Here is a 21,241-nt window from a genome sequence, read left to right as displayed (position 1 = left end):
AGGGATTAGTAGCATGCATTTTTATGGCACATCATCAGTAAATGAAAAAGGGCACTTAACCATTGGCGGCGTAGATACAATTGATCTGGCAAAAGATTTTGGTACTCCTCTGTATGTATACGATATTCATCTGATTCGTCAACGGGCGCGCGGATTTAAAGATACGTTTGAACGTCTTGGGGTATCTTCTCAAGTGGCTTATGCAAGTAAAGCATTTTCATCTATTGCAATGATTCAGCTTATTGAACAGGAAGGGCTTAGCCTGGATGTTGTGTCAGGAGGGGAATTATATACGGCACTAAAAGCCGGTTTCAATCCTGAAAAAATACATTTCCATGGCAACAACAAAAGTCCGGAAGAAATAGCTATGGCGTTAGATGCTGACATTGGCTGTTTTGTTGTGGATAACTTTTATGAAATTGAACTCCTTTCACGCATATGCAAAGAGAAAGCAAAACAGGCATCAATTTTGCTGCGTGTGACACCGGGTATCGAAGCTCATACGCACGATTATATTTTGACAGGTCAGGAAGATTCAAAATTCGGGTTCGACCTTCAGAATGGACAGGCTGAAGAAGCACTGCAAAAAACACTTGATGATCAAAGTTTTAAAGTACTCGGCTTACATTGTCACATTGGTTCACAAATTTTTGAAACAACAGGGTTTATCATGGCGGCAGAAAAAATGATTGAAAAAATGGCTGACTGGAAAGTGAAGTATCACTTTAGTGCTGAAGTATTAAACCTCGGGGGCGGTTTTGGCATACGATATACGAAAGAAGATGAACCATTGGCTCCCGCTAAGTACGTGGAAGATATCATTACAGAAGTAAAAATGCTAATGGATAAGCACCAATTAGCAATGCCTGAAATCTGGATAGAGCCAGGACGATCACTTACAGGTGATGCAGGCACAACACTATACTCAGTCGGATCATCAAAACATGTTCCTGAAGTCAGAAACTATCTGGCAGTTGACGGAGGAATGAGTGATAATATTCGCCCGGCCTTATACAATGCCAGATATGAAGCGGTTATAGCAAATCGTCCGGATGCAAAAGCTGAAACAGTTGTTTCAATTGCCGGAAAATGCTGTGAATCAGGAGATATGCTCATTTGGGATCTGCCGATTAGTGAACACCAGCCAGGTGACGTTCTGGCTGTATTCTGTACAGGGGCTTATGGATATGCGATGGCGAACAATTATAATCGAATTCCCCGGCCGGCAGTTGTATTCGTGGAGGATGGTCGCGCTGAACTGGTGATAGAACGTGAAAGCTATGAAGATCTTATTAAGCATGACCGTTCATTATCAAGATTTAAAGAAGGTTCGGAACGATGAAAAAGCAAAATGCAATGACCTTTATCTTTCTATTGATCGCGGCTGTTATATGGGGAATTATCTATTGGGTGTTTATAGTCTGAGGACAAAATTGAAAAGTTCTGCTACATTTAGTATGATATGAAACGGTGTAAGTACAAAATTAATTGAACCGGATCAACTGTTGTAAGAAGTTTTGCAGCAGGTTATTATTACAACTTGGCGAGGAGTACTTTATGTTAATTCGTTATAAAAAGTCCTTTGAGAAAATTGCGATGGGCCTGATGTCTTTTATGCCAACAGAAAAAGACATCAAACAATTACAGCAATCGATGAAGCAGTATGAGGAAGAGCGAAACTTTCAACTGTTTCTATGGAAGGAAGAAGACCTGATTGGGCTGACAGGTGTGGAGATTGAGGAACATAAGATTATACTGCGTCATATCTCAGTAAATCCTTCTCACCGTAATGAGGGGGTAGGACACCGCATAGTTGCGGCGCTAAAAGAAATGTACAGTGATAAAGAATTAGTCAGCACTTCTTATACAGAAGGATTTCTTCAAAAATGCAAAGACAGTGAAACCGCAGCCGAATAGAGCTGCGGTTTTTTTATGTTTCATGTCCATCAAGCTTCATAATTGTCTTAAAACACCGCTATTTATTAAGCTTTGACTTCATTAATAGCGCATTTTTTCTTAAAGAAATCACATCTGTACGGTCTCGCAGTCTGTGTCTGTCAACAAGTGCCTTATTTTGAGTGTTGCTGGCATCTCCCCAGTTAAATCCCCTCTTTGAACATTCTTCACTGCAAATTTTAATCAGTTTCTTGTCACTCAATGGGAGCATGACACTCTGGTAAGGGGACTCTGATAGAATTGCGCCTTCAATTTCGCTAATCATTTTTAACAGTTCATCTGTATCCAGAGATAATGCTTGAGCTTCATTAGTAAAACTGAGGATTTTTTGTTTTGATTGCTTAATCATCGTAGATGCGCCTTTAAAATTAGCTCTCCGATGATGATAGAGTGCTACAGCAAGCTGGATTAAGCCCACCCACACCGAATTTTTTTCTCCGGAGGTATGTTCCTTCCAATAATCCTCCAGAATTTCATGACATTCAAAATAGTCACGGTCACCGTGAAAGTGTACGAGGAAATTAATATAAGATTCAGGATAAGTGCTGATGACCATCACCTCCAATTTTAGTTTAGCCTACCATATCGTGTTTTCAGCTCCAAATATTTTGAAAGTACCAAACCGTAATCACCACTGCAATAATCATTCCGGTTAAATCTGCTAATAATCCAACCACTAATGCGCGGCCCATTTTTTTAATTCCAACCGCGCCGAAATATACGGTTAGTATATACAGTGTTGTATCAGTACTCCCCTGAATGACAGCAGCAAGCCGCGCAATCAAATGTTCAGGGCCAAATGTATGGGTCAAGTCTGCGGTAATACTGAGCGCAGCTGTTCCCGATATAGGACGAGTCAAAAAAAGCGGGAACAGTTCTGCGGGGACATTAAAATACAAGAAAAGAGGTGAAACAATATTTGTGATCCACATTAATAAGCCTGATGATCTCAGTACACTAATTGCAGCCATCATGCCAACCAAAAAAGGAAGAAGACTTGCAGCCATCTGCAATCCTTCTTTACCGCCGCTCACAAAAGCATCATACGCATCCGTTCTGGTTACTAATGCAGATATTAATATTGTCAGAATTAACAACGGCAATATTAACTTTGATATTAACACTACATCAATCATTTTGACTTGCCCTCAACCAATTTCCAACTGATTCTGTCATACAGAATTGCAGCTGAACAGGAGAAAATCGTTGCTATGAATGCAGGAACAACGATGTCGAGTGGATCAACGGCACCCTCAGACAGACGCATTGAAACAATTGTTGCAGGGAAGAAAGTAATTGCAGCGGTGTTCAAACATAAAAAAGTAACCATCGACCTGCTGGCCTGTTCAGGTTTAGTGTTGATTTGCTGAAGTTCTTTCATTGCTTTTACACCAAAAGGAGTAGCAGCGTTACCAAGACCAAAAAAATTTGCAGATATGTTCGTCATGATATAACCGGAAGCAGGATGATTCTTTGGCAGATCAGGAAACAGTTTTCTTATAATAGGATAAAACAATTTTGTGACCAGAGACAATAAACCTGCACGGTTCGCGATTTCCATCATTCCGAGCCACAGTGTAAAAATTGCCGCGAATCCGATTACTAATTCGACAGCCTGTCCTGCAGAGTCAAACAATCCTTTATTAACTTCATCTATTGTGCCATTAAACATACTGAAAATAATTCCGGATAGCAGCATGAAAATCCAAATTAAATTTACCATTCGAAAAGCTCCTTCATTTTCCGGATCAGGTTCTCATAAAAAGAGGGAGGCTCATAAGTAACTTTTTTTAGAGCATGATTGCTAATCATCTCATCCTGAATATACACTTTTAAACGCGGGTCAGTTCCCGGTACAATTTCATGGACGATTTTTTGACGTTCTTCATCAGTCAATGGGTACTTAATTTCTTCTTCTGATATGTATTGTATATTTGATGGTAATCCAGGAATGTGGGGAAGAGGACCCCTGGATACAATTTCGTACAAGTGATAATGATTAAAACCATTTTCGAAAAGAGAGATATGATCGTTCCAGTCGTCCGGTCCGTTAATTGTAACTGCTATAAAGGTCAGGTTTTCTTTTTTTGCAGTTGTTACAAGTGTTCTTCCAGCTTTTTTTGTATAACCTGTTTTCCCGCCGTTAGCGTGCGGATAAAGCCCTGTCACGAGACGATGCTTATTCGACCATGGATAAGCATTTTCCATTGAAGAAGTATAAGTTTTTGAAGAGAAAATCTCCCGGAATTTCTTGTTCTGAATTGCATATTGAGTCAACAGTGCCATATCAAGAGCGGTGGAGTAATGTTCATCATCCGTGTCAAGACCATGCGGGTTTGAAAAATGTGTTTGCGTCATATTAATATGAGCAGCCTCTTTATTCATTAACTTAGCAAATTTTTCAACAGATCCGCTGATATGTTCTGCAATCGCTACGGCGGCATCATTTCCTGATCTGAGTAGTAAACCGTAGAGCAGATCTTCCAATGTAATGGTATCGCCAGCTTTTAAATAAATACTGGAACCTTCAGTTGAGGAAGCTTCATTTGAAATTTTTACTTTATCACTTAATTTTCCATGAGTAAGCGCTAAATGGGCAGTCATTATTTTGGTGATACTGGCAATTTTCATTTTTTCATTTTCATTTTTACCAAAAATAACTCTGCCGCTTTCTGCTTCAATAAGAATTGCTGATTCTGCAGATACATCAATCGCGTATGCAGGTTTATACACGATAAAAAAGAGTAGGACAACTATAAGTAATTTCTTTATCAGAACCACCACCTTTTAATGTATCATTATGAAATAAAATTAAAAAAAGACCTGAACAAAAAAACTGACACGTGCTTTAGCACATGTCAGTTTTTTTGTTCTAGTCCATTTTTCAATGATTCAAAAAACAAATCGCTATCTTCTTTTTCATCTTCTTCTAGATCTTCAGGTAACGGTGGGAGCTGTGATAAATCTTTTAAACCGAGGTAGTCTAAAAATTCGTCAGTCGTTCCGTAAAGTATGGCTCTTCCTGCCCCCTCATTCCTGCCAACTTCCTTTATCAGTCCTCTCGCAAGGAGTGTATGAACAGGGCCGTCAGTTTTAACGCCCCTGACTTCTTCGATTTGAACTCTCGTTACAGGTTGTTTGTAGGCAATGATTGCCAGTGTCTCGAGCCCTGCTTGAGTTAACGAGGAAGGGGATGGCGAGTCAGCAAGAAGTTTAATATAATCAGATAAATCTTTTTTTGTAACGAGTTGATATTTTTCAGCAAAAACAGCGATTTCTATGCCGCGTGAATCATCATTCATATATTGTTCCTGTAAGGTTGACATTAAGTCAGTCGATTCAGAATCCGAAAGGTTTAATGCCTCTGAAATCTGATCTCTGGATAAACCGGCATCTCCTGCTGTGAATAAAAGTCCTTCTACGATTGCTTTTTGTTTATGGCTGTCCAACTAATGACACTCCTTCAGTACTTTTCACCATAATTTCTGAAAAATTATGGTCTTGCATAATATGAATCTCCTGCCTTTTGACTAACTCCAGCACTGCCAGAAATGAAACGACCATATGAGGTTTTTCTGCAATAGGAAATAACTCAGAAAAAGATCTGGGAGTTTTGTGTGACTTGATTGTCGTCAGGATTTCATTCATTCTTTTCTCGATAGATATTTCCTGTCGCGTGATTCTGGTCGACATCGGTTTTTTTATTTTTTTGCGCCTCATCAGTTTATTAAAAGCGCCGATTAGGTCATGCAAATCTATCTGTGTTTTTTCACCGGTCTCTACAGGCTGAGAGAATGTACTCAGATCTTCAGGCGGCTTCGTGTAATGTAAACTTCTTTCACTTTCTTTTTCTTTTAAATCAGTGGCTGCTTTTTTATATTTTCTATACTCAATCAGTTTTTCAACCAGCTCTTCCCTGGGATCATCCTCGAATGGCTGATCTTCTTCCCATTGTTCATCCTGTTTTGGCAGAAGCATTCTGCTTTTAATTGACATCAGCGTTGCAGCCATCACAAGGTATTCACTGGCAGTATTCAGCTCAAGAACACTCATCGCTTTAATATATAAAGTGTACTGCTCAGAAATATCGGCCATGGGTATATCATAAATGTCGATCTCCAGACCCTGAATTAGATGGAGAAGAAGGTCAAGTGGTCCTTCAAAAGCATCGAGTTTAACTGTGTATTCCATTATATCACCATTTTCTTAAAACAATTCTGCTGAGAACACTCAATACTGCTAATTATATCTGAACAAAACACGACTTCCAACAGTAAATCATTGTTTTACACCGTCCTCATTTGCTTTTGGCGATTTATATGACATAATGCTGTAAGAAGCAGAACATATAAAGAGGTGTAACAGATGGAGAGATTGCAAAAAGTGATTGCGCACGCTGGTGTGGCATCAAGAAGAAAAGCTGAAGAATTAATATTAAAGGGTAAAGTAAAGGTAAATGGAAAAACGGTGACAGAGTTGGGAACGAAGGTAACTCCTTCAGACAAAATAGAAGTAGAAGGCATTAAAATAGAACGTGAAAACAAAGTGTATTATCTGTTCTATAAACCCCCTGGTGTAATTTCGGCAGTGAGTGATGATAAAAACCGTAAAGTAGTGACAGATTATTTCGGTCATGTTCAGGAGAGAATTTATCCGGTAGGCAGACTCGATTACGACACTTCAGGCTTATTACTGTTGACCAATGATGGTGAATTTGCAAACCTGCTGACTCATCCTAAATATGAAGTTCAAAAAACTTACGTTGCAAGAGTTAAAGGACTTGTAAAGAGAGAAGATATCAGAAAGCTTGAAAAAGGAATGAAACTTGAAGACGGAATGACAGCTCCAGCGCGTGTAAAGGTCATTTCGGCGGATAAACATAAAGATAAAACGATCATTGAGATGACGATACATGAAGGACGTAACAGACAAGTACGAAGAATGCTGGAAGCAATAGGGCATCCAGTTCAAAAACTGAAGAGAGAGAGATATGGCTTTTTGCACCTGACAGGTTTGAATGCCGGTGAATCCAGAGAATTAACACCTCATGAAGTGAAGCAGCTGAGAGCTCTTGCTGAAAGTGGTGCTTAATACCTGATAAGTTTCACAGTTCATTCAAATACTGCACTCTAGCGGCATTGTTGTGAATGCTATAATGACAGTGAATGACCGCTTTAAAGGGGGTAGCAAATGTGAGTGATAGAAAAAAGAAGAGGCTGATCATGCGAGTCTCAATTCTTGCAGTTCTGCTGGCAGCAATATCATATACAATATACTCCAGTGTGGCTGGAGATGAAAGACTGTTAGTTAAAGCTGGTGACCAGGCACCTGATTTTAAGCTGGAAGATTTAACTGGTGAATCTCATCAGCTCTCAGATTATCAGGGGCAGGGAGTATTTTTAAACTTTTGGGGCACATGGTGTAAGCCTTGTGAAAAAGAGTTTCCGTTTATGCAAAATCAATATGAGGTTTATCAGGACCAGGGAATTGAAGTCATTGCTGTTAACGTAGGGGAGTCAGAATTCAAAGTGTCTAACTTTGCGAATGAATATGGTCTCACATTCCCTGTTGTTAGAGATGTTAACAAAGATGTTATGGATGCCTATTCAATTGGACCGCTTCCTACAACAATGTTAATCAGTCCTGACGGAGAAATTATTAAAGTGATTAAAGGTGAAATGACCGAAGAGATGGTCGCTTCATACATGGAAATGATTAAACCTGAAAGTCAGGAGTCTTCTGAATGAGTAAAATTATCTGCCAATGCGGCCATGAAAATCCTGAAGGATCAGAACTATGTCAGGCCTGTGGGAGAACGCTGACAGAAGCAGCCGCGAAAAGAAAAACGCACGATGTAATGCGATACGAAGGAATGGCCAGAAGATCACAAACGTACCATTCCTCAATCATTGATAAAATATGGAACTTTTTTTCATCAGTCAAGGTTGGAGTAACATTAATTTTCATTACATTAGTTGCTTCAGCAATCGGTACAATATTTCCTCAGGAATTCTTCATCCCTCAGAATATTCCTGCAGTTGAATATTACGAAAGCCGATATGGGATAGCTGGAAAAATCTATTACGTACTCGGCTTCCATGATTTATATGGTTCCTGGTGGTTTATGCTGTTAGTAGCAGCGATCGGGACTTCTATTATCATTGCAAGCCTGGACCGTGGTATTCCACTCTACAAAGCGTTGAAGAAACAGCGTGTAGAACGACACGACTCTTTTCTGAAGAGGCAGCGTATTTATACTGCTTATGAAGGAAATGCTTCTGATGACGTAATTGAACGTATCGGTGAAGGGCTTCGTAAAAGGCGCTATAAAGTAAAAGCTGAGAATGGACATCTTCTAGCGGAGAAAAATCGATTTTCAAGATGGGGTCCGTACATTAATCATGTTGGACTAATCATCTTCTTAATTGGTGCAATGCTCAGATTTGTGCCGGGAATGTATGTTGATGAAATTCTGTGGATTCGTGAAGGAGAAACGCGCTCAATTCCCGGTACGGAACAGGAATACTTTTTAAAGAATGATGGTTTTACTCTTGAAACATACCAGGAAGGCGATTCTGAAGTGTTTGATCAGACAATCCAGCGTACTGGTGCAATTGCGAAGAACTTCCAGACTGATGCAATTCTCTATAAAAGAGATGAAAATGCAGTAGCGGGTTCACAGGATGAATTAACGGAAGTTGATCATCATGCAATTCAAGTGAATGTACCAATGAAGTTTGATCAATTTGCCCTTTATCAAACTGATTACATTGAAAATGAACTTTATAAAATGAATTTTACAATGGATAACAAAGAAACGGGTGAGCCAGTGGGTGCTTTTACTGTAGACCTCTTTAATCCTGAAACATCAGGTGTATATGAGCTTGAAGAGGGTTACTCAGTAGAACTAACCGGCTATTACCCTGATTTCAGCGGCTTTGAAGATGGTGAACCGCAATCCGATTCTCCACTTCCTAATAATCCTGCATTTCTATTTAACATGGTCTCACCTGAACATCCGGATGGGGAAGTTGCGTTTGTGGCGATTCAACAAAACCTTGAGCCACTTGGCCCGAATGAATATGAGATCAGTTTTAATGGGATTGAAACAAGAGATCTTTCAGGTTTAACTGTGAGAAAAGATTTAACGCTGTGGATTCTTGCCTTAGGCGGAGCTATTTTCATGTTTGGTGTCGTCATAGGTGCATATTGGAATCACAGAAGGGTCTGGATCAAAAAAGGCCCGGATTCGATTTTGTATGCAGCAGGACATACAAACAAAAACTGGTATGGATTGAAAAAGGACATTGCTCCGGCATTTGAATATGCAGGACTCGATCAGCCAATGGACCATCAGGAGCTGAAAGAATCCGATAGCAGTGCGAAGGAGGAAGAAGAAAGTGGCACAACTCGCCAGCATAAGTAGCACACTGCTTTATATAGCTTTTCTACTTTATTTAGTAGCAACTGTATTTTTCGCAGGCTCCATTAAATCAAAAAAACATACAAATCAAACAGGGAAGAACAGATGGGCTACAATCGGTATTACGATTACTTTAATCGGATTCGCTTCACAGCTGGGTTACTTCATTACCCGCTGGATTGCCTCCGGTCACGCACCAGTGAGTAATCTTTTTGAGTTCATTACATTCTTTGCCATGATGCTGGTTGCATCTTTTATCATTATTTATTTCATCTACAGGTTACACATACTTGGCGTATTTGCACTGCCAATCGCATTGTTAATTATTGCATATTCAAGTATGTTTCCAAGAGATATTTCTCCATTAATCCCTGCATTGCAAAGTGACTGGCTGGCAATTCATGTATCAACAGTTGCAGCAGGGGAAGCAATTCTGGCAATCAGCTTTGTAGCAGGGCTGATCTTTCTGTTAAAAGATATTGACTTGTCTAAAGGTGGAAAACAGGCATTCTGGCTTGAGTCTGTTCTCTTCGGTATCATCCTGGTTTTAGGCTTTGTTCTTAGTGCAACAGCATTTTCGGTTGCAGGCTACGAATCAGAATTTACGTTTGTAAATGCTGATGAAGAAGAGACAACTGTGCAATATGCAATGCCTGCTCTGGTAACGCCTAATGAAGGTGAATTATTGACTGAAGGGGCATTTTCTACCGGTCTTGAAATGCATGAATTAGTAAATGCACCGAGACTGAATACAGTAATCTGGTCGATTGGTGTAGGTGCTATCCTTTATCTGTTAATCAGATTGATCACTCGAAGAACAGTCGCTGCATTGTTTCAGCCGCTTGTGAAAAAAGCCAATCTCGATATGCTGGATGAAATCGGCTATCGTTCAGTGTTAATCGGATTTCCTGTGTTTACACTTGGTGGATTGGTTTTTGCGATGATTTGGGCTCAAATCGCATGGACGCGTTTTTGGGGATGGGACCCTAAAGAAGTCTGGGCGCTTATCACCTGGCTTTTCTATGCTGCTTTTCTGCACCTCAGACTATCGAGAGGTTGGGAAGGAAACCGTTCAGCCTGGCTTGCAGTAATAGGTTTTGTTATTATTATGTTTAACCTTGTAGCAGTCAATTTAATCATTGCTGGACTGCATTCTTACGCCTAACCAATGCCCTCACGTGTAAGTGAGGGCTTCTTTTAAATACATATTTCAAGGAGGATCTTCAATGAGTGAACTTGGTCATATTCTCGTAGTAGATGATGAAGAAAGAATCCGCAGGCTGTTAAAAATGTATCTGGAGCGTGAAGGATACACAATTGATGAAGCTGAAGATGGTGAAATAGCGCTAAAAAAGGCCCTTGAAGAAGACTTTGATTGCATTTTACTTGATCTGATGATGCCTGGTAAAGATGGTATAGAAGTATGTAAAGAACTCCGTGAAACAAAAACCACACCGGTTATTATGCTGACTGCTAAAGGTGAAGAAGCAAATAGAGTTCAGGGGTTCGAAGTCGGAACAGATGATTATATTGTGAAGCCATTCAGTCCCAGAGAAGTCGTGCTCAGAGTAAAGGCACTGTTGAGAAGAACTGCAACAAGCAGCTTCGTAAACACTGATACGAAGGCTAAAGACATGATTGCCTATAACCATTTAGTCATTGACAACGATGCTCACAGAGTAACTGCTGATGGCCATGAGGTTACGTTAACGCCTAAGGAATATGAATTGCTGCTATTTCTTGCTAAAAGTCCGGATAAAGTATACGACAGAGAACAGTTATTAAAAGAAGTATGGCATTATGAATTTTTCGGCGATCTCAGAACGGTTGACACACACGTTAAAAGACTGCGGGAAAAACTGAACAGGGTTTCAGAAAAAGCCGGAAAAATGATTGTGACTGTATGGGGAGTAGGATATAAATTCGAGGTTGACGAATGAGAATCTGGAGAAGCGTAGTAGGCAAGCTGTGGATGACAATTCTGCTGCTTGTCTCCTTTGTTTTATTTATCCTGACAATACTGCTACTTGAGTTCTTTCAGAATTATCATGTGGAAGAGGTAGAGGAATCGTTAAGGTATAACGCTCAGAAAGCTGCGAGTATCATAGAAGATCATGCAGATATAAACATGAGTATTGAAATCGTGTCAGAGATATTAGATGACCCGGTTCATTCATTGGTAGAGATGGATGATGAAGTAGTTTTCTACTCAGATGAATTGAATTATCAGAGCATTCAGTCTGCTATTCAAAGCAGTAGTACCCTGAGTAATGTACAGACGGAGGAAAGAATTGTTCAGGATGAATTTTCGTCAGGTGAAGATTTCGACAACCGTTACAATAACATCATGATTGTGGGTGCACCTGTAAATGGACAGGATGGACAGGCATTGGGGGCCGTATACGTTTATCAGTCCCTGGAAGCAATTCAGGAGACTACTGAACAAACGACACGGCTCATCGTATTAGCTGCAGCAATTGCAATCATTCTCACAACAATTTTTGCTTTTTTCCTTTCTACAAGAATCACTGCACCACTCCGTAAGATGAAAGAAGGGGCATTCGAAGTAGCTCGTGGGAAGTTTGATACGAAAGTTCCTATTCTTTCAAATGATGAGATCGGGGAACTTGGTACAGCATTTAACCAAATGGGACGTCAATTGAAACACCATCTGGACGCACTAAGCCAGGAAAAAGAGCAGCTTTCAAGTGTTCTCAGCTCAATGGCTGATGGTGTCATTACGTTTAATAAAGATTGTACTGTGCTGGTTTCGAATCCTCCCGCTGAAAGGTTTTTGAAAAATTGGTACGATGAACAGGAAGGTTATACCAAGCTGGCATTGCCACCTACACTGGAAGAATTAATCATAATGGTCATGCAAACAAATGAAGAAAAAATTGGAGAACTGGAAGTGAATGGCCGTTCTTATGCAGCGATCATTAGCCCTCTATATAGCGGTCAGTCTGTAAGGGGTGTGGTTGCTGTTCTTCGTGATATGACAGAAGAAAGAAAACTTGAAACGCTGAGAAAGGATTTTATTGCCAACGTTTCCCACGAGCTGCGAACACCCATTTCAATGCTTCAGGGTTATAGTGAAGCGATTATTGATGATATTCCACAAAGTGATGAAGATAGAAAAGAAATTGCTAAAGTGATCTATGATGAGTCTTTAAGAATGGGCAGGCTTGTGAATGAACTGCTGGATTTAGCAAGAATGGAAGCTGGACACATCGTTTTAAATAAGGAAGAAGTTCTGGTGAATGAATTTTCCAAAAGAGTGTTATCTAAGTTTAAACTCGGAATGAATGACAGCGATATCCATTTACATTATCAAACTGAGCTGGATGATCATGTGAATATTAATATTGATCCCGACAGAATTGAGCAGGTGCTTACCAATTTGCTGGATAATGCAATACGACATACAAAAATTGAAGGTGAAATTACAATCAAAACAAAAAAAGATCATCATTTTATCCGTTTTGATGTCATTGATAATGGAGTAGGTATACCTGATAAAGACCTGCCGTTCATTTTTGAACGCTTCTATAAAGCGGATAAAGCCAGAACGAGAGGAAGAGCAGGTACGGGACTGGGTCTCGCGATTGTTAAAAACCTGATAGAGGCGCACAATGGTAAAATCAAAGCCGAAAGTAAGTTAGATCATGGGACCGTATTTTCTTTTTACCTTCCATATCAGCTTTGAAAAAATGATATAAAATTTAAACCATAAGATTGGCAGACGTAATGCTTCATCAGTAAATGAACCTGTATGATAAAGATTTTGAACTTTATGTCATACAAATCATTTCAGAGAAGCATACGCCTGCCTTTTTTGTATGATACCTGTTTATTATTTATTTTCACGACAGGCTTTAATCAGTATGTAAGGTCATGTAAAATGAATATGTGAAAAATATGGCTGAATTTGAACCTGGAATCTTCAAGCAGCCGCTCATAAAAAAGATCATTTTATTATAGAAACTTTTTCAGTTCAATTACGACTAATGTTATGAACGGGGGAGGAGACGGTTAATGGACTCCGTTTTTCAGAGACTTTATAAGGATTACCAGCAGGATGTTTTTCAATTTTTAATATATATGGTTAAAAATAGAGATACTGCTGAAGATCTGCTTCAGGAAGTGTTTATAAAAGTGATGAATTCTTATCACAGGTTTGAAGGTAAAAGTTCAGAAAAAACCTGGTTATTTTCTATCGCTAAAAATGTTACGATCGATTACTTCAGAAAACAAAAAACAATAAGAAACAGGGTTATGGAGCATTTTGACTGGGGAGAAAGAGAGATCTCTACAGGAGAAGCTTTACCCGAAGAAATTGCACAGCAAAACGAACAGGTTAAAAAGTTATACAGCTGTCTTGATTTTTGTACGACAGATCAAAAAATGGTGATTGTTACAAGATACATTCAGGATTTAAGCATCGTAGAAACCGCTGAAGTTCTGGGATGGTCTGAAGGTAAAGTGAAAACGACACAACACAGGGCCATTAAAAAATTAAAAGAATTAATGTCGGATGAGGAGGAGGGAGTTAAATGACCAATCACAAATGGACAGAAAAAGAGATCGAAAGTGAATTAAGGAAAATGCCCGTTATTGAAAATCAAATAAACGCAGAGGAAATTTACCAGCATGTGAAATTAAGAAAAAAAACTGGTAAGCCCTTTCCGTGGATGCCTGCTGCTGCAGGAACGGCTGCTGCAGCTCTCATGCTGATCCTGGCGCCGGGGCTCTTTAATCAGGATACTCCCTCCAGTGAACAATCATCCTCTGATATTGCTCTCACAACTTCAGAAGAGTCAAATGAAGAGTCTTCACAACAGGAACCAGATCGGGAAGAGTCATCAGAAGATCAAAGTGCCGAGGTTTTTGACTCATCCGATGCAGAAACTTCTGAAGAAAACCCTGTAGCTGAAGAAGAACAGGATTCTTCGGAAAGTAATGAAGCAGATAGTGAAATAATGACTGTTCCGCTTGAAAATGAGAATGAATCGGGCATTCTTTTTGAAAGTGACCTTAGTAACAACCAGTACTTCGAAGCCGGCCTAATAACAGAAGATGCATATGTGATACCGTTTACAATTGTTGTTTCTGATGATGACCAGGAACAATCTGCAGCTGCTTTGTATCAGCAGTGGGCTGATAAAATTGATGAGCAGGCACAAGGGTTTATCGAATATCATCCTGTCAGCAGCGATATTTCAGAAGAAGAAAACAATCTTACAGGAATGATTAACGGCCTTGAAAATAAAACCCAGGGTGCTTCAGCAGCAATTTTAATCGATGTCCTCAGAGAAACGTTTGGATCTTTTTATGATGAATTCAGAATCATAGATGAAAATAATGAAACAGCGCAGGTAGGTGAGTTTGGCGCGGTGGAGTCATATTCATTAAAGAATGATCAGAGAGGTTTTTATATATATGAAAACGAAGATGGTAGTTATTATTACGTAAAGAGCTACGAGGATTTCAATACTCCAGAAGAAGCACTGTTTGCAATTGAAGAGCAGAATCCAAACGACCGGTATTCTTCACCAGTACCAGAGAATATAGACATCCAATCTGAAGTTGCTGGCAATGAAATGATGATTTCGTTCGACGGTGAAACGAATGAACTGTCAGAAGAAGATAGAAGGCAGCTGGTTGAATCAATTTTACTGACAGCAGAATCATTTTCTATTGCCACAGTACTATTTGAAAACCTGGATCAGGATTTTTTAGAAGGCTATGATTTCGCCAATCCGATCACAGTACCGATTGGTGCAAACACTGCTTATTTACAGTAAAAAAAAGCTCCGTTTTGAGTAAACGGAGCTTTTCTTTATTCAAATTTTAATGCATCGCCATCGAAAGGCTCGTCAGCAACTTTAATCGAATCAGTAGGGCAGCCTTCAAATGCATCCAGCATATCATCATAAAGTACATCAGGTACCTCTACAGTACCATCATTGTCATCAAGAACAACGAATGCAATGCCTTCATCATCATAATCATAAATGTCAGGAGCTGCAGCACCACAAGCACCACAAGCAATACATGTATCTTTATCTACGATCGTATATTTAGCCAATTGGATTACCTCCTTGTTAAAGCATTTAAATACTGAAAAAATGTCCAATCTTTATTTTACTCGTACACGTTTTGATTTTCAATACTGAAGGGCACTTATTTTCATAATACCCGCATCCAGGACGAAGAAAACTGTTATATATTGTTGTAGAATGTTAATATAAGTCTACCAACAAAACGAAGGAGATTCTCTATGAATTATTTTGATTCTAATGCACTCGTTGGCCTCGATTTGATAAATGGCGAAAGAACTCAATCCTCTATCTATCATCTTCTCAAAGGAAAAAAAACTTCCCAGACAATTCAGGATGCACAATTGTTTGGAATTTCCCCTTTATTTCAAACTTATCCATCACTTTCAAGGGAAATCTATGATCATAAAATAAACCATCTTGAAAAAAGCGGATTAATCAAGGAGATTGAACAATCCAAATATATTGTTACCCAGAAAGGCAAAGAACAATTAATCAGGTTTTTTTCTGAGAAACAATTCATGTTTTTTTTAAATGGGTGGAAATACCACGAAATCACTTTATTATTTTGGAATAGATTAACCCTTATGGTGCAAACAACTTCAAATCTTATTCACCAGGAATTTCAGTTTTTACCGATAAACCGGGATGTTCAGTCCCAAAATTGGGTCAGACATAAGATAAGGGAATATGGTAAAGATTTATCCAATTATGCATCCGAATTACATAAAGAGCTGACCAATCTGTTAAGCGACAACTATCCGGATACACCGGAACTGATCGTTCAAAAACTATCTGGTTACGGAATGATTGGGTTAACGAATAGACAGCTTGCTGAAAAAATGAATTGTGAAATCGATGAAATTCATATGAGATTTGTGAATGGACTTCATTTTATCTTTGCTATCATTGAAAAAAATCGTGATCATTACCCGCTATTGTTCAACATGATGGAACTTCAGGTTGAAAAAGCCATTCCATACACTAAATCGACTTTAGAAACGAAAAAATATTTGTCAAAAAACTTTTCAATAGATAGAATCTCTGCAATTCGAAATTTAAAAAGAAGTACAATTGAAGATCATGTTCTTGAAGTTGCGTTATTAGATAAAAATTTCGAGATCGATCCTTATGTTCCTAAAGAAACCGCAGAGCGGATTAATGCTGTACAATCCGGAAGTAACCGCTTGAAGTATATTAAAGACGCCGTACCCGAGGCGGAGTATTTTCAAATCAGATTGGTGCTGGCCAAAACAGAAAGGGATGGACTCGCATGGAAAAACTACTTGCAGAAAAATTTGGGTATCGTTCATTCCGAACAGGACAAAAAGAAATTATACAATCAGTTTTGAATCGTCAGGATACAATTGCAATGTTACCTACTGGAACAGGTAAAAGTCTTTGTTATCAATATCCTTCTTATGTAAACAATGAGCGGGTTTTAATTATTTCACCATTGTTGTCATTAATGCAGGACCAAGTGGATCAGATTAAACTGCGCGGCGAAAAAAGAGCTGCAGCATTAAATTCTTTTTTGTCTTTTAAAGAAAAGAAATTTCTGATAGATCGTCTGGAAGCTTTTCGTTTTATATTCTTATCACCTGAAATGCTGAATTCGAAGGAAGTTTTACATAAAATTAAAGAAATCGGAATAGGCCTTCTGGTAATTGACGAAGCGCACTGTATCTCACAGTGGGGTCCTGATTTCAGACCTGATTATCTAAAGCTTGGTGAATTAAAGCGTACGTTAAACAATCCCTGTACACTTGCACTAACTGCAACTGCTACAAATGAAATCAGAAAAGATATAGCTGAAAGATTAAATTTATCGGGATGGAAAGAATGGGTTTTTTCAGTTAACCGGCCAAATATTTCTTTAGACGTTGTCAAACTGTCGAGTGTGGAAGAAAAAGAACAAAAACTGCTATCCATTGTATCAAAAGAACCATCGCCGGGGATCGTTTTTTTCTCAAGCAAAAAGAAAGCGGAGGCCCTTCAGGCTGCAGCTTCGGAACAAAATATCCGTTCAGCAGTCTATCATGGAGATATTGAAAATGACCAGAGAATTCTTATACAGCAGCAGTTCATAGCTGGTCAACTGGATTGGATATTTGCGACAAATGCTTTTGGAATGGGTATCAATAAAGAAAATATTCGCTCTGTCGTGCATTTTCATATGCCTTCTTCCATTGAGAATTTTCTTCAGGAGATTGGCAGGTCAGGCAGAGACGGGGAGCCGGCTCAATCTATATTGTTATACAGTGGCAATGATGAGTTTATTCCTCTCCAGCTTGCTGAAATAGAGAAACCGACGTTGGACCAGATTAGAGAATTTTATGTTCAATTCAAAAGGGGTAAGCCTTTTGAATTGATTCAACAGGAGCTAATGCTGTCAGATACACAACTCAGAGTATTAACATATTACGCAGAAAATCAATCAGGTACAGAGTGGGAAAAAGAAATAGATCGTGCACTTGAAAAAAGAATTGTTAGTAAGCGCCAAAAAGTAATGGAAATGAAAAGCTATATAGACACAGAATATTGCAGAAGAGAAAAACTTCTTTCTTTTTTTCAGGAGACACTCTTCGTTAATCATAATAACTGCTGCGATCTTTGTGGGCTGACTAAAATTTCTGTGTCTGAACAAAGTCAACAACAAATTAATTTCAGCTGGAAGGAAAAGCTGGATAAGCTTTTTGCAGTAAGAACAAATGACACATGATATTGAAAATTATCCGTGTCACTTATTAAAACTTGCTGTTCTTTATACGCAAATCATGTTGCTTGCACTCTCGGTATTACTGGGACTTATATTATTTGGTCAGTTATCTGACTTTACTTTAATATTTAAATTGAACAGCAAAGTAGTATTGACCGGTTTTATGATCGGTGTGTTTTGCGTTGCTGTTGATCTGATACTGATGAAATATCTTCCCGAAAAAGCGTTTTATGATGGTGGTATTAATATCCGTCTTTTTAGCTGTCTGTCCCCGACACAAATATTATTTGTCACTATGCTGATCGCGTTTAGTGAGGAATTGCTTTTTAGAGGTGTGATTCAGACACACTTTGGAATCCTGACTGCAAGCATTGTATTTATCGCTGTTCATGTACGATATTTGAAAAATATATTTTTGTTTATAAATGTTGCTATATTAAGTTTTCTTTTGGGTTTTGTGTATGAATATACCGAAAGTCTATGGTCAGTTATCATCATTCACTTTATAATAGACTATATATTAGGTATTTATATTCATTATTCTTATAAAGAAGGGGTTTAATATGAAAAGAGATCCTTACAGAGACAGGGCTGAAAAAGACCGTAAAGAAATATTGGCTTCAAAAAAAGATGATGCCCGTGAAGACAGCAATGTTAAATCCAGATTGGAATTGCACAGTAAGAAGAGAGAAGAAAAAAAATCAAACAAAAAACCGTTCCCTTTAATCGGACTTTTGCTGGCATCATTTGTCCTGCTGCCTTTAACTGTTGTATTAGTATCAATTTTTCTTTTCTCAAACAATGAGTCGAGTATTACAAATGCCACATTAGAAAATTCAAATGAGTTTCAGATCGAAAAAAATAGAGAAACCGCTTTAAGTGATAAAGCTGAACCAGTATTAGCGGGTACCATCAGCAATGATGACAATCAAGAAGGTGTTCCGGCTGAAGAAGCTGAAGAAGAGCCGCTTGAGGAAACAGTAGAAGAAACGGTTGAAGAACCGATTGAGGAGCCTGCTGAATCACCTGAAGCACCTGCAGAGGAGGAGCCGGTTGAAGAGCCAGTGGAAGAACCTCAGGATTCTTCAAATGAAGCAGGGTCGCCATCAGGTAGTACACATACTGTTCAGGCAAACGAGACATTATATCGAATATCGGTTAATTATGGTCTCGGACCTGACGGGGTTGAACAATTAAAGCAGCTGAATGGACTGGGTGACAATGAAATATATGTTGGACAGGTTTTGCAGTTACCTTAATTGGATAAAGGGTTTTATATATAAGTTATAGAATAACTATATAGACAGCTAAGCTGTAATTAATCAATTGGGGTGAATGAAATGTTTGTAAAAAGTGCGATGGTACCTGCATCAAAATGCTACACTGTTCAAGCTGATGAGTCGATTGAACGAGTAATAAATTTACTTGAGGAAAAAGAAGTGGATGCGCTTCCTGTTCTAAACGGTGATACATATGAGGGAGTTACAACCAGATACCACATTTATCAGGCGTTCTTTAAATCAGGTAAAACAAAAGAAGAATTCTATGAAACAAATCAGGCAGGAGATATTTTAACACACCAGGATAACTATTTGCAGGGAGACGAAATTTTTGAAACAACATTGTATCAGTTAAACGATTTCCCTCTCATGTCAGTAGTGGATCCTGATAGAAGATTTAAAGGAATTGTAACGAGATACGATGTTTTTAATCAGTTTAGAAGTGCATTCGGGATGCACAAAAACGGTGTGCGTATTGCATTCACTTCTGTAGAAACTGAAGGCAGAATCTCACGTCTTGCGGAAATTATCCAACAATTTCACGAATCAGTTATTTCCCTTGTCACGTTTGATGAAACTGATAAGCTTGTAAGAAGAATCGTTTTAAAAATAGAGAAGAAAGATAACTTGGAGAAGTTTTTAAAGAAACTCGAAAAATCCGGTTTCAGAATTCTTGATATAAAGGAAGATTAGTACTTAATCATTTTCCCGTCAGACGGGAAAATGATTTTCTTTTTCGCTCTGCAAAAACTGGATGCTGATTAACATTTCTGACTTACGCGCTTGCGAATCTCAAACGCCCGACAATTAGTCCCCTGCTACCTTAAACACAATTGGCGGCTGTAAAGTACAAAGGAATTCATCTAAACTTCATTTCTAAAGTCAAAGGGTTTCTGATGGAATCCTTTCTTACGTCTACAGAACTGCGGGGGTTATATGAAGACTGGACAAAATAAATGTCGTTTTCTATCTGCATCATATATAATTAGAAAATGTGTAAATTGATTTGGAAGTGAATTCAGGAGGTAAAGATGAAGTACGTATATACTGCGGCAGGTTTTTTTATTGCCATCGGGCTACTCATGATAAAAAGAGCTTTTGAAAATAACCTGGTTACCCACAAAATAAAAATTTGTGAAGAACCACTTAAACAACCTTTAAAAGTATTGTTCATATCAGATATTCACCGTCGTAAAATCTCTGCTCAATGGTTTTCATCCTTACCTGAAGTAGACATTGTGCTGATCGGGGGAGATATTACTGAAAGAGGTGTTCCTTACGAAAGGGTCAGACATAATGCGGCACTCCTGTCTCATGCAGGAAAAGCATATTTTGTTTTTGGAAACAACGATGAAGAAGTGAATAAGAACAAGCTGACTTCAATTCTTGAAAAAGAGGGCATTGTGGTACTAGAGAATGATTCAATTGAAATTGAGAGTCATCAACATATCAGCATTGCCGGTGTTGGAGATGTTAATTATCAGCAAGATAACCTGAACCTGGCTTTAAACGATATTAAAGGTGAAAACATTATTCTGTTAAGTCATGATCCCAGGATCACGCGAAAACTGACCAACGTTTCTGAAGCATCTAAGGTGAGAGTCGTATTATCCGGTCATACTCACGGAGGGCAGATCAGGTTTTTTGGATTTGGTCCTTATGACAAAGGCGGTCTTGTACACCATCATCAATTCAGTCAATTAATCAGTAACGGGTACGGTACTACATTGATCCCGATGAGGCTTGGAGCAAAATCAGAGATACACCTGATTCACTTTATTTGATATAGTTATATAAAACCTAT

The 21,241-nt window shown here is 38.7% G+C and carries 23 protein-coding genes; 16 read left to right on the top strand and 7 right to left on the bottom strand.

Annotated elements, in window-relative coordinates; all coding sequences use genetic code 11:
* Positions 1-13 precede the first annotated feature (13 nt).
* Both lysA and E2626_RS04765 read left to right on the top strand, forming a co-directional pair.
* Positions 14-1,342 carry a diaminopimelate decarboxylase gene (gene lysA, locus E2626_RS04770; protein ID WP_134380212.1) on the top strand — a complete coding sequence of 443 codons (1,329 nt, stop codon included), beginning with the start codon at positions 14-16 and terminating at the stop codon, positions 1,340-1,342.
* Positions 1,343-1,557: 215 nt separating this feature from the next.
* Positions 1,558-1,917: a GNAT family N-acetyltransferase gene (locus tag E2626_RS04765; RefSeq protein WP_134380210.1), complete on the top strand. Its 360-nt coding sequence runs from the start codon at positions 1,558-1,560 to the stop codon at positions 1,915-1,917.
* 58 nt (positions 1,918-1,975) lie between these two features.
* Here E2626_RS04765 and E2626_RS04760 read toward each other — a convergent pair whose 3' ends face one another.
* From E2626_RS04760 to E2626_RS04735, 6 genes are all read right to left on the bottom strand, one after another.
* Positions 1,976-2,512 (bottom strand): DUF309 domain-containing protein, encoded by a 537-nt coding sequence (locus tag E2626_RS04760; protein WP_134380208.1) that lies wholly within the window; start codon positions 2,510-2,512, stop codon positions 1,976-1,978.
* A gap of 37 nt (positions 2,513-2,549) precedes the next feature.
* Entirely contained in the window at positions 2,550-3,092 is a 543-nt protein-coding gene (locus tag E2626_RS04755) for a spore maturation protein (protein ID WP_134380206.1), read from the bottom strand.
* Complete coding sequence (locus tag E2626_RS04750) at positions 3,089-3,679, bottom strand: nucleoside recognition domain-containing protein (RefSeq protein ID WP_134380204.1); 591 nt, start codon at positions 3,677-3,679, stop codon at positions 3,089-3,091. Before E2626_RS04750 ends, E2626_RS04755 begins: the two co-directional genes overlap by 4 nt.
* A complete protein-coding gene (locus E2626_RS04745; RefSeq protein WP_134380202.1) occupies positions 3,673-4,740 on the bottom strand; it encodes a D-alanyl-D-alanine carboxypeptidase family protein in 1,068 nt (355 codons plus the stop codon). The genes E2626_RS04750 and E2626_RS04745 overlap by 7 nt, the downstream gene beginning before the upstream one ends.
* A gap of 74 nt (positions 4,741-4,814) precedes the next feature.
* Positions 4,815-5,405, bottom strand: coding sequence for an SMC-Scp complex subunit ScpB (gene scpB, locus E2626_RS04740; protein ID WP_134380200.1), 591 nt, complete (start codon positions 5,403-5,405; stop codon positions 4,815-4,817).
* Complete coding sequence (locus tag E2626_RS04735) at positions 5,392-6,150, bottom strand: segregation/condensation protein A (protein WP_134380198.1); 759 nt, start codon at positions 6,148-6,150, stop codon at positions 5,392-5,394. Before E2626_RS04735 ends, scpB begins: the two co-directional genes overlap by 14 nt.
* Before the next feature lie 171 nt (positions 6,151-6,321).
* Between E2626_RS04735 and E2626_RS04730 the strand changes: the two genes are divergently transcribed.
* From E2626_RS04730 to E2626_RS04695, 8 genes are all read left to right on the top strand, one after another.
* Positions 6,322-7,047: a pseudouridine synthase gene (locus E2626_RS04730; protein ID WP_134380196.1), complete on the top strand. Its 726-nt coding sequence runs from the start codon at positions 6,322-6,324 to the stop codon at positions 7,045-7,047.
* A gap of 101 nt (positions 7,048-7,148) precedes the next feature.
* Complete coding sequence (resA, locus tag E2626_RS04725; protein WP_279587248.1) at positions 7,149-7,703, top strand: thiol-disulfide oxidoreductase ResA; 555 nt, start codon at positions 7,149-7,151, stop codon at positions 7,701-7,703.
* Complete coding sequence (locus E2626_RS04720; RefSeq protein ID WP_134380192.1) at positions 7,700-9,382, top strand: cytochrome c biogenesis ResB family protein; 1,683 nt, start codon at positions 7,700-7,702, stop codon at positions 9,380-9,382. The genes resA and E2626_RS04720 overlap by 4 nt, the downstream gene beginning before the upstream one ends.
* The gene (gene ccsB, locus E2626_RS04715) at positions 9,357-10,544 is read left to right on the top strand and encodes a c-type cytochrome biogenesis protein CcsB (protein ID WP_134380190.1); all 1,188 of its coding nucleotides are present in this window, start codon (positions 9,357-9,359) and stop codon (positions 10,542-10,544) included. Before E2626_RS04720 ends, ccsB begins: the two co-directional genes overlap by 26 nt.
* 61 nt (positions 10,545-10,605) lie before the next feature.
* On the top strand, positions 10,606-11,319 hold the full coding sequence (locus tag E2626_RS04710; RefSeq protein ID WP_134380188.1) for a response regulator transcription factor: 714 nt from the start codon (positions 10,606-10,608) through the stop codon (positions 11,317-11,319).
* Positions 11,316-13,085: an ATP-binding protein gene (locus E2626_RS04705; protein WP_134380186.1), complete on the top strand. Its 1,770-nt coding sequence runs from the start codon at positions 11,316-11,318 to the stop codon at positions 13,083-13,085. Before E2626_RS04710 ends, E2626_RS04705 begins: the two co-directional genes overlap by 4 nt.
* A gap of 329 nt (positions 13,086-13,414) precedes the next feature.
* Positions 13,415-13,936: an RNA polymerase sigma factor SigX gene (sigX, locus tag E2626_RS04700; RefSeq protein ID WP_134380184.1), complete on the top strand. Its 522-nt coding sequence runs from the start codon at positions 13,415-13,417 to the stop codon at positions 13,934-13,936.
* On the top strand, positions 13,933-15,183 hold the full coding sequence (locus E2626_RS04695; RefSeq protein ID WP_134380182.1) for a hypothetical protein: 1,251 nt from the start codon (positions 13,933-13,935) through the stop codon (positions 15,181-15,183). Before sigX ends, E2626_RS04695 begins: the two co-directional genes overlap by 4 nt.
* 35 nt (positions 15,184-15,218) lie before the next feature.
* Here the strand turns inward: E2626_RS04695 and E2626_RS04690 are convergent, their stop codons facing one another.
* Positions 15,219-15,467 (bottom strand): ferredoxin, encoded by a 249-nt coding sequence (locus tag E2626_RS04690; RefSeq protein WP_134380180.1) that lies wholly within the window; start codon positions 15,465-15,467, stop codon positions 15,219-15,221.
* A 192-nt stretch (positions 15,468-15,659) separates the two neighbouring features.
* Between E2626_RS04690 and E2626_RS04685 the strand changes: the two genes are divergently transcribed.
* From E2626_RS04685 to E2626_RS04660, 6 genes are all read left to right on the top strand, one after another.
* The gene (locus E2626_RS04685) at positions 15,660-16,790 is read left to right on the top strand and encodes a YpbB family protein (RefSeq protein ID WP_134380178.1); all 1,131 of its coding nucleotides are present in this window, start codon (positions 15,660-15,662) and stop codon (positions 16,788-16,790) included.
* Positions 16,712-18,160 carry a RecQ family ATP-dependent DNA helicase gene (locus E2626_RS04680; protein ID WP_134380176.1) on the top strand — a complete coding sequence of 483 codons (1,449 nt, stop codon included), beginning with the start codon at positions 16,712-16,714 and terminating at the stop codon, positions 18,158-18,160. Before E2626_RS04685 ends, E2626_RS04680 begins: the two co-directional genes overlap by 79 nt.
* On the top strand, positions 18,150-18,719 hold the full coding sequence (locus E2626_RS04675; RefSeq protein WP_134380174.1) for a CPBP family intramembrane glutamic endopeptidase: 570 nt from the start codon (positions 18,150-18,152) through the stop codon (positions 18,717-18,719). Before E2626_RS04680 ends, E2626_RS04675 begins: the two co-directional genes overlap by 11 nt.
* Position 18,720: 1 nt before the next feature.
* A complete protein-coding gene (locus E2626_RS04670; protein ID WP_134380172.1) occupies positions 18,721-19,416 on the top strand; it encodes a LysM peptidoglycan-binding domain-containing protein in 696 nt (231 codons plus the stop codon).
* Between the two features lie 81 nt (positions 19,417-19,497).
* Positions 19,498-20,130, top strand: coding sequence for a CBS domain-containing protein (locus E2626_RS04665; protein ID WP_134380170.1), 633 nt, complete (start codon positions 19,498-19,500; stop codon positions 20,128-20,130).
* Between the two features lie 338 nt (positions 20,131-20,468).
* A complete protein-coding gene (locus E2626_RS04660; RefSeq protein ID WP_134380168.1) occupies positions 20,469-21,221 on the top strand; it encodes a metallophosphoesterase in 753 nt (250 codons plus the stop codon).
* The last annotated feature ends 20 nt before the right edge of the window (positions 21,222-21,241 follow it).

The organism is Jeotgalibacillus salarius (assembly GCF_004405125.1).
Taxonomy (GTDB): domain Bacteria; phylum Bacillota; class Bacilli; order Bacillales; family Jeotgalibacillaceae; genus Jeotgalibacillus; species Jeotgalibacillus salarius.
Note: the sequence above shows the minus strand (reverse complement) of the source record. Positions and strands in the feature narration are given on the sequence as shown.